Raw genomic sequence first — 13,565 nt, 5'->3', positions numbered from 1 at the left:
GGCGGGTAAATCATGGCGCAGGACCGCATCGGGGGCGTTCCCGTTTCGCGCATCGACGCGGTTTCGCATGCCGCCGCCGCGGCCTATGCGGCGGCGCGCCCGCGCACACGGGCGGCGCTTGCGGATGGGGCCACGGGGTGGCTGGACGATGTGCCGATGCATTGGATGAAGGACTGGCCGCAGCCCTTTCCGATGCTGGTGGCGCAGGCGAAGGGCGCCGTTCTGACCGACATCGACGGCCACCACATTGACGATTTCTGTCTGGGCGATACCGGGTCGATGTTTGGCCATTCGCCCAGCCCCGTTGCCCGCGAGATCCGCGCGCAGGCGGGCCGTGGCCTGACCTATATGCTGCCGACCGAGGATGCGCTGGCGGTGGGGCGTCTGCTGTGCGACCGGTTTGGCCCGATGCGTTGGCAGGTGGCGACCACCGCGACCGATGCCAACCGTTTTGCCCTGCGCGTGGCGCGTGCGGTGACCGGGCGGCGCAAGGTGCTGGTCTTCAACGGCTGCTATCACGGCACCGTGGATGACGCGATGGTCCGCCTTGGCCCGCAGGGGACCGCGGCCCGCCCCGGTCTTGTTGGTCAGGTGGCCGACCTGACCGCGACCGCTGTGGCCTGTGAATTCAACGATCTGGCGGGCGTTGAGGCCGCTTTGGCCCAGGGCGACATCGCTGCGATCCTGACCGAGCCCGTGATGACCAATTCCTGCATGGTCCTGCCTGATCCGGGCTTCCACGCGGGCCTCCGCGATCTGGCGACGCGCTACGGCGCGCTGCTGATCGTGGATGAGACGCATACGATCTCGTCTGGCCTTGGCGGCTACACGCGCGTGCACGGGTTGCGGCCCGACATCTTCGTGGTCGGCAAATGCGTGGCGGGCGGCATGCCCACCGCAGTCTGGGGCCTGACCGAGGCCGTGGCGGCCCGCTTTGCCGCCTATGACGCGACGCGCCCCCCCGGGCACAGCGGCATGGGCACCACGCTTTCGGCCAACCCGATGCAATTCGCCTGTCTGCGCGCAACCCTTGCCGAAGTAATGACCCCCGAAAACTATGCCCGGATGGAGGCGGGCGCCGCCCGCTTGCAGGCGGGCCTGACCAAGGCGATTGCGGCGGCGGGCGCGCCCTGGCATGTGGTGCGCGTGGGCGCGCGGGTGGAATTCATTTGCGCCCCCGGCCCCCTGCGCAACGGATCGCAGGCTGAGGCCGCCCATGCCCCTATGCTGGAAGCCGCCATCCACCAATGCCTGCTGAAGCGGGGCTGCCTGATCGCGCCCTTCCATAATATGATGCTCGTCAGCCCCGCGACCACCAAGGCCCAGATCGACCGCCTGATCGCCGCCTTCGCCGCCACCCTGACCGAATTGTTCGAGATCTGACATGACCCAATCCCCTTCCGGTTCCTCGTGGCAAGAGGCCGAAACCTTCCTGGAGGCCCACCCCGAGATCGAGGCCTTCGACATTGTCCTGCATGACGCCAATGGCATCGGGCGCGGCAAGATCATCCGTCGGCATGAGCTGATGGGCCTTTACACCGGGGGGCGGCACCTGCCGATCTCGATCCTCGGCCTCGATATCGTGGGCGAGGATGTGCATGAAACCGGCCTGATCTGGGATCAGGGCGACGGCGACCTGCGCGCCTGGCCGATCCCCGGCACATTGAAGCCGCTTTATGGCACCAACCCGCCGCGCGGCGAGGTGTTGATGAGCATGTATCATCTGGACGGGGGCGAGATGACATCCGACCCGCGCCACGCGCTGTCCCGTCAGGTCAAGGCGATGGCGGCCGAAGGCCTGCACCCCGCGGGCGCATTCGAGCTGGAGTTCTTCCTGCTGGACCCCAAATTTGGCGAGGACGGCTATCCCCGCCCCGCGGCGGCGGTGCTGGACGGTCGGCGGTCGAACTGGACCGAAGTGTATTCCGTCGATCACCTGCACGGGATGGAGCCCCTGTTTTCCGACATCTACCGCGCGGCGGAAGCGATGGGGATCAAGGCGGAAACCGTGATTTCCGAATATGCGCCGGGGCAGTATGAGCTGACGCTGCACTATCGCACCGAAGTGATGCAGGCCGCCGATGATCTGGTGCGGCTGAAGCGGATCGTGCGGCTGCAGGCGCGTCGGCACGGCGTGGTGGCCTGCTTCATGGCCAAGCCGGTTGAGAAATACGCAGGATCGGGCATGCATTTCCACGTCAGCCTGCAAGACGCCAAAGGCCGCAACATCTTTGCCGAGGAAATCGAGGGCCAGTGGACCGACACGATCCGCCACGCGATCGGTGGCCTGCGCGCCACGATGGGGGAATCGATGCTGGTCTTCGCGCCCCATGCCAACAGCTGGCGGCGGTTCGTGGGGCAAAGCTATGCGCCCGTGTCGCCCAGCTGGGGGGTGAACAACCGATCCGTCGCGCTGCGCATCCCGGCGGGCGATGTGAAGGCGCGGCGGATCGAGCATCGTCCCTCGGGCGTGGATGCCAACCCCTATCTGGTGGCTGCGACGGTGCTGGCGGGCATCCGGCACGGGCTGCGCCACCGGATCGACCCCGGCCCCGAGACGACGGGGAACGGCTATCAGGGCAAGGATGACCTGCCAATCCCGGGCGACTGGCGCGAGGCGATCCGGGCGGCGACGGACTCGGCCTTTCTGAAAGAGGCGCTGGGCGCGGACATGCACCGCACCTTCACCGCGATCAAGGCTGCCGAATATCAGCGGGTGGCGCGGACGATCGCTGATGTGGATTACGATCTGTATCTGCACGCGGTGTGAAACGAAAAGGGCCGGGGGCGCTGCCCCCGGACCCCCGGAGTATTTCGACCAAGAAGAAGCAAGGCGCCTTAGAGAAGGCCTGCGTGTTTCATCGCCGCGTCGATCTGGGCTTTGGTGCTGTCCAGCAACGGGGTCAGCGGCAGGCGGACCTCTTCGCGGCAGAGGCCAAGGCGCGAGAGGGCGTATTTCGCGCCCGCAACGCCCGGTTCGACGAAGATCGCCGTGTGCAGCGGCATCAGCCGGTCCTGGTATTCCAGCGCCTTGGCATAATCGCCGCGCAGGGTGGCTTCCTGGAATTCCGAGCAGAGGCGCGGCGCGACGTTGGCGGTGACCGAGATGCAGCCGACGCCGCCATGTGCGTTGAAACCAAGGGCGGTCGCGTCCTCGCCCGACAGCTGGATGAAATCGGGGCCGCAGGTTTCGCGCTGCAGGCTGACGCGCTCAATCTTGCCGGTGGCGTCCTTGACGCCGATGATGCGCGGCAGTTTCGCCAGTTCGCCCATGGTTTCGGGCATCATGTCCACGACCGAGCGGCCGGGGATGTTGTAGATGATGATCGGCAGGGTGCAGGCATCGTGCATCGCGGTGAAATGGGCGATCATGCCGCGCTGGGTGGGCTTGTTGTAATAGGGCGTCACGACAAGGGCGGCATTGGCGCCGGTGGCCTCGGCGTGGCGGATCAGGTTCACACCTTCGGTCGTCGAGTTCGAGCCCGCGCCCGCGATCACCGGGATGCGGCCTGCCGCGGCCTTCACCACCTCGGAGACGACGCGCATGTGTTCTTCGTGGCTGACCGTGGGGCTTTCGCCCGTGGTGCCCATGGGCACAAGGCCGTGGCTGCCTTCGGCCACGTGCCATTCCACAAGTTTCTTGAGCGCGTCCAGATCCAGCTCGCCGTCCTTGAACGGCGTGATCAGTGCGGGAATGGACCCTTTGAACATGACACGCTCCTTGCGTCGGGGCGGATTCGCCCGGTTGAAATCGGGCGGACCTTATGCGAGCCGCGCGGCCTTGCCAAGTTTGTGAATTGCACTGGGGGGTGCTGGCGGGCAGGAAGAGGAAAAAGATGGGGGCGGGCAGGTGATGATCCAGGGAATGTTCCGGGCGGTTGTCGTGGCGGCGGCGATGGTTCTGGCGCCGATCGCTGCGGCCCGGGCCGAGGATGCGGCGGCGCTGGCGCGTGCGTTGCAGGCGGCGGGGGCGAAGGACTGGGCCACGGCGCAGGATGTCGCGCGCGGATCGGGGCCTTTGTCATTCGACATCGTTGAATGGCACCGGCTGCGCGCGGGCGAGGGGACATTTGCCGACTATGCCGATTTTGTCACCCGCCGGGGCGACTGGCCGGGGATGGATCTGTTGCGGCGGCGCGGGGAAGCAAAGCTTGACGGTGTGGCCGCCGATCAGGTGGTGGGCTATTTCGCAAACCGGGCGCCGCTGACCGGGGCGGGGGCGTTGGCGCTGGTGGCCGCCCATCAGGCCCGCGGCGAGGCGGGCAAGGCCGCGACCGTGGCCGAGGCTGCCTGGCGCGGGCTGGTGATGGAGGCGCGCGATCAGGAGGCGTTCCTGCAGCGCTATCCCGACCTGGTGGCGCCGCATCATGGCGGGCGGATCGCGGCCATGCTGGAGCGCGGTCAGCGCGATCAGGCGCAGCGCATCCTGCCCTTTGCCACGCCCGGCACGCGGGCGGTCGCCGAGGCGCGCATTGCCTTGCAGGCCAACCGGGGGGGCGTGGATTCGCTGATCGCGGCGGTGCCCGAGCGGATGCTGGGATCGGCCGGGCTGGCGCTGGACCGGGCCAAGTGGCGCTGGCGCAACGGGGCCGAGGCGGCGGCGGCCGAGCTTTTGCTGGAACGGTCCGTCGATGCCGATCGTCTGGGCGCGCCGCATCTGTGGGCGGGGCTGCGTGCCTCGCTTGCGCGGTGGGATCTGCGTCAGGGCGATGCGCGGCGCGCCTATATGATTGCCGCGCGCCACCGGCTGCCGGCCGAGGGCGCGGATTATGCCGATCTGGAATGGCTGGCCGGTTATGCCGCGCTGAAGCTGGGCGATGGGCCCACCGCGCTGCGCCATTTTGAGGCGCTGGGGGCCGTGGTGCAAAGCCCGATCAGCCTGTCGCGGGCCGGGTACTGGAAGGGCCGCGCGCTGGAGGCGATGGGCAAGGCCGAGGCGGCCCAAGCGGCCTATCGCGACGCGGCACGCTATCAGACGGCGTTCTACGGGCTTTTGGCGGCGGAGCGGGCGGGCCTGCCGCTGGACCCGGCCTTTGCCGCGCCGCCGCCTTTGCCGGATTGGCGCGGGGCAGGCTTTGCCGAGGCTTCGGTGTTTCAGGCGGCGGTGCTGCTGAAAGCCGCCGGGCACGATGAACTGGCCCAACGGTTCATCCTGCATCTGTCCGAAGGTCTTGGCGCCGAGGATGTGGCGCGGCTGGCGCGGTTGGCGCTGGAATGGAACGATCCGCATCTGGCGCTGGGCCTGGGCAAGCGGGCGGCGGAAACCGGGGCGATGCTGGTGGCGGCCTATTACCCGCTGTCGGGCATCGAGACGCTGGACCTGGGCGTTCCGGCCGAACTTGCGCTGGCGATTGCCCGGCGCGAAAGCGAATTCGACCCGGCAGTGGTGTCGCCGGCGGGCGCGCGCGGGCTGATGCAGGTGATGCCGGGCACCGCCAAGATGATGGCCGACCGGCTGGGCATCGCCTATGAAGCGGATCGGCTGACACGTGATCCGGGCTATAACGCGCGGCTGGGGGCGGCCTATCTGGGCGTTCTGCGCGCGGAATTCGGCACCTCGCCGGTGCTGGTGGCGGCGGGCTACAACGCGGGGCCGGGCCGCCCGCGCCGCTGGGTTGAGGAACGCGGCGATCCGCGTAACCCGACGGTGGATGTGGTGGACTGGATCGAGATGATCCCCTTTACCGAAACCCGCAACTATGTGATGCGCGTGGCCGAAAGCCTGCCGATCTATCGCGCCCGGCTGGGCCAGGCCGATGCGGGGCCGCTGCGCTTCAGCGCCGAGCTGCGGGGTCTGCCGCCGGCGCGCTGACCTGGCTGCGCATCCGTTCGCGCCACAGCGCAAACAGCCCCGATCCCACCACGATCACCGCCCCCAGCGCGACATTGGGGCGGACCACCTCGTCAAAGACCGTGACGCCAAGGATCGCGATAAAGACCAGCTGCAGATAGGCAAAGGGCTGGATCGCCGAGGCTTCGGCGACCTCATAGGCGCGGATCAGCAGCCAATGCGCGCTGGCCGAGGTCAGGCACAGAACAGCCATCCAGCCCCAGTCGGGGGCGATCATCGGTTCCCAGAACCAGATGCCGATCGCGGTGGCGATCACAGCCCCCAGAACGCCGGTCCAGAAGAAGGATACCGACGTGCTGTCCTTGCGCGCCGCAAAGCGGGTCAGCACACCATAAAGCGCGAACAGAAGGGCGCCCAGCAACGGGATCATGGCCGCGGGTTGGAAGACGCCAATGCCGGGCTGAAGGATCACCAAAATTCCGGCAAAGCCGATCGCAACCGCCGTCCAGCGCCGCCAGCCGACCTTTTCGCCCAGCACCGGCCCGGACAGCGCCACGATCAGCAGCGGATAGCAGGCAAAGACCGCGTGGCTTTCGACCAAACCAAGGATGACAAAGCCCTGAATGATGATCAGGTTCTGAACGATCAGCAGGACCGCGCGGGATACCTGCAACAAGGGCTGACGGGTGGCGACCGCCCGGCGCAGCCCGCCGGTCTGCCGGCTGGCCAGTGCGACGACGAAAAGGGCGAAGAACCAGTAGCGGATCATCACCACCATGTAGACGTTGTAGCTTTCCGACAGATGGCGCGAGATGCCGTCCTGGATCGCGAAGATCAGGGTGGTGGCGATCATCAGCAGGATGCCGGTGCGTTGGTTCTGTGCGGTCATTGCTGCGCCCCCAGCTGGCCGCGGCTCATGTGGCGCTTGTGGCCGTGGCCGGGCGCGCGGGTCACGGCAAAGCCCGCCTGCGCCAGCGCGCGGCGCACGAAGCCCGCGGCGGTATAGGTGGCAAAGCTGCCGCCGGGCGCGGTATGGCGGGCGACCTCGGCCATCAGCGCCTCGCCCCACAGCTCGGGGTTCTTGGCGGGGGAAAAGCCGTCAAGGAACCAGGCATCCGCGCGCCCGTCCCAGTGGGGCAGGGTGTCGCGGGCATCGCCAACGATCACCTGAACGGCGACGGGGCCAAGCTGGAAGCGGCGTTCCCCCCGGGCCCAAGCCGTCAGGAACGGGTCCGCGATGGCCAGCGCCTCGGGGAAGGCCTGCAGGGCGCGGGCGATATCTGCGGCGGGCAGGGGGAAGGCCTCAAAGCTGGTGAAGCAGATCGGCGTGTTGCCGGCGGCGATGCAGGTGGCCAACAGGTTCAGCCCGGTGCCAAAGCCCAGTTCCGCGATGTGAAACCCGGGACGCAGGCGCGCGGGCAGGTCGTTTCCGGCCAGAAACACATGGCGCGTTTCGGCCAGGCCATTGGCTAGGCTGAAATAGGGATCGTCAAAGCGGGTCGAGACGGGAATCGCGTCGTCGCGCCAGGAAAGGCCGGGGTCGGTCTGGTCTGTGTCGCGCATTGCGGATAGCCCTTGGTTCGGCTGCGACCATGGCGAAAGGGGCGGGCAATGGCAACGGGCAAACGGATGGATGTGACGGTGCGGGGGGGCGGGGTCTTTGGTCTGGCCTGCGCCTTTGTTCTGGCGCGGCGGGGCGCGAAGGTGCGGCTGATCGAGGTGGCGCGGATCGGCGCGGGTGCCTCGGGCGGGCATGTGGGGGCGCTGGCGCCGCATGTGCCCGAACAGTGGAACCCCAAGAAACAGTTTCAGCTGGAAAGCCTGCTGATGGCCGAGGCTTTCTGGGCCGATGTGGCGGCGGTGGGGGGCGGCGATCCGGGCTATGCGCGGCTGGGCCGGATTCAGCCGCTGGCTGATGATGCGGCGGTTGCGCGGGCGCAGGCGCGCGCGGCAGGGGCGGCGGTTCATTGGCTGGATCAGGCGGTCTGGCAGGTGGTGCCGGTGGCGGGCTTCGGGGCCTTTGCGCCGGTGTCGCCGACGGGGCTTGTCGTGCATGATACGCTGAGCGCGCGGGCAAACCCCCGTAGGGCGGGGGCCGCGCTGGTGGCGGCGCTGCGGGCACTGGGCGCCGAGGTTGTGATGGGTGAGGCGGCCGAGGAAGGTGCCGTGATCCACGCCACCGGTGCGGCGGGGCTGGCGGCGTTGTCGGGCGCGTTGGGCAGGCCGGTGGGCGGCGGGATCAAGGGACAGTCGGCGCTGCTGTGCCATGATGCGGGGGCAGTGCCACAGATCTATGCCGATGGGGTCCATATCGTGCCCCATGCCGATGGCACGGTGGCGATCGGGTCAACATCGGAACGGGTGTTCGATGCGCCCGACACGGTGGATGCGCAACTGGAGTCGCTGATCACTCAGGCCTGCGCCCTGTGCCCCGCGCTGGCGGGGGCCGAGGTGGTGGACCGTTGGGCCGGGTTGCGCCCGCGGGCGCGGTCGCGCGCGCCGATGCTGGGGCCCTGGCCGGGACGCCCGGGGCATTTCATCGCCAATGGCGGCTTCAAGATCGGCTTTGGCATGGCGCCGAAGGTGGCCGAGGTGATGGCCGATCTGGTGCTTGCGGGGCGCGATGCCATTCCGGCGGGGTTCCGGGTCGAGGACAGCCTTTAGGGGCGCTGCCCCTCTGGGCCTGTCGGCCCATTCACCCCGGGATATTTTCGCAAAGCCGAAGGACCACCGAGGGCTTTGGCGGGCTTTGGCGCCGGGCGGGTTACCAGCGCGTCAGGGCGACTTCGTCGCTGTCCTTGGCCGCGACCCAGCTTTCACCATCGGGGCCGATTTCCTTTTTCCAGAACGGCGCGCGGGATTTCAGGTAATCCATCAGGAATTCGGCCGCGGCGAAGGCATCGGCGCGGTGGCGCGCGGCGGTGGCCACCATCATGATCGGTTCGCCCACCGCAAGATGGCCGTAGCGGTGGATCACCAGGCAATCGGCCAGGGACCAGCGGCTGATGGCCTGTTCGGCGATCGCGGTGATGGCGCGTTCGGTCATGCCGGGGTAATGTTCAATATCCAGCGCCTGCATCTTGCCGCTGTCATCGCGCACCAGCCCGGTGAAGGTGACCACCGCGCCGACATCGGCCCGGCCCTGGCCAAAGCCCGCGGTTTCCTGGCCCGGATCGAAGGCGGCTTGCTGAAGGGTGATGCGCATGGGTCAGCCCCCGGTCATGGGTGGGAAGAAGGCAATCTCGCGCACGCCCGCCAGGGGGGCCGCGAAATCGGCCAGATCCTGGTCAAGCGCGACGCGCAGCGCCGCCACATCGGCGAAGGCGGCGGCATAGCGGGGATCGCGCGCCTTGAGCTGTTCGATTAGGTCGGCGACCGTCGCGGCGTCGGTCTGCACGGTTTCGCGGGCAAGGCCGATGCGTTCGCGGACCCAGGCGAAATACAGAACCTCAACCATCCTTGGGCTCCTTCAGCAGTGGCAGCGACTTGCGGAAGTAATCCCAGCCGGTGATCGCGGTCAGAATCGCGGCGATCCAGATCAGGGCCAGTCCGAAATGGGTTGCCAGATCGGCCAGGCTGGCGCCGGTCGGCAGGTCGCCCTCGCCCGCCCGGGGGGGGCGGCGTTCCAGAAAGGCCAGCCCGGTGCCGAGGAACAGGACCGCAATCGCCACCATCTGCGCGGTGGTCTTCCATTTCGCCAGTTTCGTAACCTTGAGCTTGCCCGAATCCGCGCCAAGAAATTCACGCAGGCCGGCCACGAACACCTCACGGAACAGGATCACGGTGACCGGCAGGATCAGCCAGGGGTTCATGCCGGAATAGCCAGTGATGATTACCAGCGCGATCACCACCATCGCCTTGTCGGCGATCGGGTCCAGCATGGCGCCGAATCGTGATTCCTGCTTCCAGGCGCGGGCGAGGTAGCCATCGAACCAGTCGGTCACCGCCGCGGTGATGAACAGCGCAAGCGCGAACCAGTCTGCCCAAGGCCGCTGAAAATACAGGAACATGACCGCGACGCCGGGCGCGGCGATCAGTCGCAAGACCGTCAGGATATTGGGCAAATTCCATTTCATGTTGGCACCCTAGCTTCTGATCCGTGCCGAGGGAAGAGGGCGGATCGCGGCCCCGTGCCGCGGTCTGGGACCGCAGTTGGGGCCTGGAATCGGATTTACACTTCACTTTGCCCGAAAAATCGGCCATTTCGCAGGCACAATGCCCAAGCCTTGGGCAATTCGTCACCGAATTGGGGGCCCTGAGTGCAAAATATCGACGACAAACTGAGACCGGTGCTGAATGAAGTTCTGCGCCGCAACGCGGGCGAGCTGGAATTCCATCAGGCGGTTCACGAAGTGCTGGAAAGCCTGGGCCGGGTGATCGCCAAGCGCCCCGACTACGCCCATGACGCGCTGATCGAGCGGATCTGCGAACCCGAACGCCAGATCATCTTCCGCGTGCCGTGGGTGGATGACAAGAATCAGGTGCAGATCAACCGCGGTTTCCGGGTGCAATTCAACTCGGCGCTGGGCCCGTACAAGGGCGGCATCCGTTTCCACCCCTCGGTCAACGTGGGGATCATCAAGTTCCTGGGTTTTGAACAGACCTTCAAGAACGCGCTGACCGGCATGCCGATCGGCGGCGGCAAGGGCGGTTCGGACTTTGACCCCAAGGGCCGTTCCGATGGCGAGATCATGCGGTTCTGCCAGTCGTTCATGACCGAACTGCACCGTCACATCGGCGAATATACCGACGTTCCGGCCGGCGACATCGGCGTGGGCGGGCGTGAGATCGGTTACATGTTCGGCCAGTACAAGCGCCTGACCAACCGTTATGAGGCGGGCGTGCTGACCGGCAAGGGCCTGGTCTATGGCGGCTCGCGCGCGCGCACCGAGGCGACCGGCTATGGCACCGTCTATTTCGTGCAGCGCATGCTGGGCACCAAGGGCCAGAGCTTTGAGGGCAAGCGCGTTACCGTGTCGGGTTCGGGCAACGTCGCCATCTATGCGATGGAAAAGGCGATCGAATACGGCGCGACCATCGTGGCTTGCTCGGACAGCTCGGGCTATGTGGTGGATGAAAACGGCATCGACCTGGATCTGGTGAAACAGATCAAGGAAGTCCGGCGTGAACGGATTTCGGAATATGCCCGGATCAAGGGCGTGGGGTCGCATTTCATCGCCAAGGGTTCGATCTGGGATGTTCCGTGCGATGTGGCACTGCCCTGCGCCACGCAGAACGAACTGACCGGCAAGGATGCCCAGACGCTGGTGAAGAACGGCGTGATCGCGGTGGGTGAAGGTGCCAACATGCCCTCGACCCCGGATGCGGTCCGCACCTTCCAGACCGCCGGCGTGCTGTTCGCGCCGGGCAAGGCCGCGAACGCCGGTGGCGTGGCCACCTCGGCGCTGGAGATGCAGCAGAACGCCTCGCGCGACAGCTGGTCCTTTGAGCAGACCGAGGCAAAGCTGGCCACGATCATGCATTCGATCCACGACGCCTGCTTCGAAACCGCCGATGAATATGGCGCACCCAGCGATTATGTGCTGGGCGCCAATATCGCGGGCTTTGTCCGCGTGGCCGAAGCGATGCGCATGATGGGTGTGATCTGATCCAATGCCCCGGCCGGTCCGCCGGCCGGGGCGTCTTCAGCCCTTGGTGTTGAAGAAATCGTAGATCGTCTGGGCCATCGCCGCGGAAATTCCGGGCACGGCCTGCAGGTCCGACAGCCCGGCGCGGCTGACCGCCTTGGCCGATCCGAAATGCGCCAGAAGCGCGCGTTTGCGCGTGGCCCCCACCCCCGGAATTTCATCCAGCGGCGTCGCCCCCACGGCCTTGGCCCGTTTCGCCCGATGCGCGCCGATCGCCCAGCGGTGCGCCTCATCGCGCAAGCGCTGGATGAAATACAGCACCGGATCATTCATCCGCAGCGCAAAGGGGCGCTGGCCGGGCCGGTGGAATTCCTCTTTGCCGTGGTCGCGGTCCACGCCCTTTGCCACGCCGACCATCGGGATGTCCTCGACGCCCATCTCCTCCATGATTTCCGCCACGGCCGAGACTTGCCCGGCCCCGCCGTCAATCAGCAGAAGGTCGGGCCAGCTTTCGGTTTCGCGGTCGGGGTCTTCCTTCAGCAGGCGAGCAAAGCGGCGGGTCAGCACCTCTTTCATCATGCCAAAGTCATCGCCGGGGGTGATGTCAGTGCCCTTGATGTTGAACTTGCGATACTGGCTTTTCAAAAATCCCTCGGCCCCGGCCACGATCATGCCGCCCACGGCATTGGTGCCCTGGATGTGGCTGTTGTCGTAAACCTCGATCCGAAGGGGCGGGGCGTCCAGGCCAAAGGCCTCGGCCAGGCCTTCCAGCAGGCGTGCCTGGGTCGCGCTTTCGCTCATCTTGCGGGCCAGGCTTTCGCGGGCGTTGCGGGCGGCGTTTTCCACCAGTTCCGCCTTTTCGCCCCGCTGCGGCACGGCAATCTCGATCCGCCGGCCGGCGCGGTCGGACAGCAGGTTGACCATCAGATCCTCATCCCCGATCGGATGCGACAGAAGGATCAGCCGGGGCGGGGTCTTGTCGTCATAGAACTGGGCCAGAAACGCCTCCAGCACCTCGGGCGCCTCGGCCCCCGATCCGGTGCGGGGGTAATAGTCGCGGTTGCCCCAGCTTTGATGCGCACGGATGAAAAACACCTGCACGCAGGCCTGCCCGCCTTCCATGTGCAGCGCGATCACATCCGCCTCGGCCACGCTGCGCGGGTTGATGCCTTGGGCCGATTGCACATTGGTCAGCGCGCGGATGCGGTCGCGCAGGGCGGCGGCGCGCTCAAACTCCATCGCCTCGGACGCCTCGGCCATTTCGGCGGCAAGGTGTTTCTGGATGTCGGTCGACTTGCCCTGCAGGAAGCGTTCGGCGTCGGCCACCAGCGCGGCATAGTCGCTTTCCGAAATCCGCCCCACGCAAGGCCCCGCACAGCGCTTGATCTGATACAGCAGGCAGGGCCGGGTGCGGCTTTCGAACATCGCATCCGAACAGTTGCGCAGCAGGAAGACGCGCTGCAACTGGTTCAGCGTCCGGTTCACCGCGCCCGCGCTGGCAAAGGGGCCATAGTAGCTGCCCTTTTCCGTCTTGGCGCCGCGATGCTTCTTGATCTGCGGATAGGCGTGGGTTTTCGAAACGAGAATATTCGGAAAGCTTTTGTCGTCGCGCAGCAGCACGTTGTAGCGCGGCTTCAGCTGCTTGATCAGGTTCTGCTCCAGCAGCAGCGCCTCGGTTTCGGTCCGGGTGGTCAGAAACATCATCCGCGCGGTTTCGCGGATCATCCGGGCGATGCGCCCGGAATGCCCCGAGGGTCGGGCATAGTTCGACACCCGTGCGCGCAGGTTGCGCGCCTTTCCGACGTAAAGCACCTCATTCTGGGCGTTCAGCATCCGATAGACGCCGGGCGAGCCGTCCAGCGTTTTCAGGTAACTTTGCACCAGCGCGTGGCCGGTCAGCGCGGCCTCGGTCGCGGCGCCTTCGGGCGGCAGGGGGGCTTCGGTGTCCTCGGTCATGTTAATCTTTCGATTCTCTGTCCCGGTTGCCGTGTCCGGGTGCCAAAATCAAGGGTAAAGCTGTCCACGGTTTCTGTGGATAACTCTGTTGGCAAAGCGCGCGGGCAGCGGAATCTCCCTTGTTTTCGGGCGGGTTCATCAGTTTGCCTAAAAATTAGGCATAGATATAACGCCTTGATTTTCAAATGAAATAATTTGAACGTCTGGCAAGTTACTGAAAAGAATAAAGG

12 protein-coding genes are annotated in these 13,565 nt (G+C 66.4%); 5 read left to right on the top strand and 7 right to left on the bottom strand.

The genetic code is table 11. The annotated features are described in order from the left end of the window. The first annotated feature begins 12 nt into the window (after nucleotides 1–12). Together MXB90_RS02170 and MXB90_RS02165 are read left to right on the top strand one after the other, a co-directional pair. A complete protein-coding gene (locus tag MXB90_RS02170) occupies nucleotides 13–1,383 on the top strand; it encodes an aspartate aminotransferase family protein (protein ID WP_250040429.1) in 1,371 nt (456 codons plus the stop codon). Between the two features lies 1 nt (nucleotide 1,384). Further along, on the top strand, nucleotides 1,385–2,770 hold the full coding sequence (locus MXB90_RS02165) for a glutamine synthetase family protein (protein WP_250040427.1): 1,386 nt from the start codon (nucleotides 1,385–1,387) through the stop codon (nucleotides 2,768–2,770). A gap of 68 nt (nucleotides 2,771–2,838) precedes the next feature. Here the strand turns inward: MXB90_RS02165 and dapA are convergent, their stop codons facing one another. Then, nucleotides 2,839–3,711, bottom strand: a complete 873-nt coding sequence (gene dapA, locus MXB90_RS02160; RefSeq protein ID WP_250040425.1) for a 4-hydroxy-tetrahydrodipicolinate synthase — start codon at nucleotides 3,709–3,711, stop codon at nucleotides 2,839–2,841. A 142-nt stretch (nucleotides 3,712–3,853) separates the two neighbouring features. On the opposite strand from dapA, the gene MXB90_RS02150 reads away from it, so the two are divergent. Further along, the gene (locus tag MXB90_RS02150; protein WP_284040711.1) at nucleotides 3,854–5,812 is read left to right on the top strand and encodes a lytic transglycosylase domain-containing protein; all 1,959 of its coding nucleotides are present in this window, start codon (nucleotides 3,854–3,856) and stop codon (nucleotides 5,810–5,812) included. On the opposite strand, the gene MXB90_RS02145 is transcribed toward MXB90_RS02150, so the two are convergent. Continuing rightward, the gene (locus tag MXB90_RS02145; RefSeq protein ID WP_250040420.1) at nucleotides 5,775–6,680 is read right to left on the bottom strand and encodes a DMT family transporter; all 906 of its coding nucleotides are present in this window, start codon (nucleotides 6,678–6,680) and stop codon (nucleotides 5,775–5,777) included. The genes MXB90_RS02150 and MXB90_RS02145 overlap by 38 nt on opposite strands. After that, entirely contained in the window at nucleotides 6,677–7,354 is a 678-nt protein-coding gene (gene mnmC2 / locus MXB90_RS02140; RefSeq protein WP_250040418.1) for a tRNA (5-methylaminomethyl-2-thiouridine)(34)-methyltransferase MnmC2, read from the bottom strand. Before mnmC2 ends, MXB90_RS02145 begins: the two co-directional genes overlap by 4 nt. A 48-nt stretch (nucleotides 7,355–7,402) precedes the next feature. On the opposite strand from mnmC2, the gene MXB90_RS02135 reads away from it, so the two are divergent. Then, nucleotides 7,403–8,455 (top strand): NAD(P)/FAD-dependent oxidoreductase, encoded by a 1,053-nt coding sequence (locus MXB90_RS02135; RefSeq protein ID WP_250040416.1) that lies wholly within the window; start codon nucleotides 7,403–7,405, stop codon nucleotides 8,453–8,455. A gap of 100 nt (nucleotides 8,456–8,555) precedes the next feature. Here the strand turns inward: MXB90_RS02135 and MXB90_RS02130 are convergent, their stop codons facing one another. The 3 genes from MXB90_RS02130 to pgsA are packed head-to-tail and all read right to left on the bottom strand — an operon-like array spanning nucleotide 8,556 to nucleotide 9,867. After that, nucleotides 8,556–8,996: a molybdenum cofactor biosynthesis protein MoaE gene (locus MXB90_RS02130; protein ID WP_250040414.1), complete on the bottom strand. Its 441-nt coding sequence runs from the start codon at nucleotides 8,994–8,996 to the stop codon at nucleotides 8,556–8,558. Nucleotides 8,997–8,999: 3 nt separating this feature from the next. Further along, nucleotides 9,000–9,248 carry a molybdopterin converting factor subunit 1 gene (gene moaD / locus MXB90_RS02125; RefSeq protein WP_250040411.1) on the bottom strand — a complete coding sequence of 83 codons (249 nt, stop codon included), beginning with the start codon at nucleotides 9,246–9,248 and terminating at the stop codon, nucleotides 9,000–9,002. Beyond that, entirely contained in the window at nucleotides 9,241–9,867 is a 627-nt protein-coding gene (pgsA, locus tag MXB90_RS02120) for a CDP-diacylglycerol--glycerol-3-phosphate 3-phosphatidyltransferase (RefSeq protein ID WP_250040402.1), read from the bottom strand. The genes moaD and pgsA overlap by 8 nt, the downstream gene beginning before the upstream one ends. A 183-nt stretch (nucleotides 9,868–10,050) precedes the next feature. Here pgsA and gdhA point away from each other — a divergent pair, with 183 nt between their 5' ends. After that, nucleotides 10,051–11,400, top strand: a complete 1,350-nt coding sequence (gene gdhA / locus MXB90_RS02115; RefSeq protein ID WP_250040400.1) for an NADP-specific glutamate dehydrogenase — start codon at nucleotides 10,051–10,053, stop codon at nucleotides 11,398–11,400. 36 nt (nucleotides 11,401–11,436) lie between these two features. On the opposite strand, the gene uvrC is transcribed toward gdhA, so the two are convergent. Then, complete coding sequence (gene uvrC / locus MXB90_RS02110; RefSeq protein WP_250040398.1) at nucleotides 11,437–13,335, bottom strand: excinuclease ABC subunit UvrC; 1,899 nt, start codon at nucleotides 13,333–13,335, stop codon at nucleotides 11,437–11,439. Nucleotides 13,336–13,565 lie beyond the last annotated feature (230 nt).

Origin of the sequence: Phaeovulum molybdatiresistens, from assembly GCF_023544865.1 — a bacterium.
Lineage (GTDB): Bacteria > Pseudomonadota > Alphaproteobacteria > Rhodobacterales > Rhodobacteraceae > Pontitalea.
Note: the sequence above shows the minus strand (reverse complement) of the source record. Positions and strands in the feature narration are given on the sequence as shown.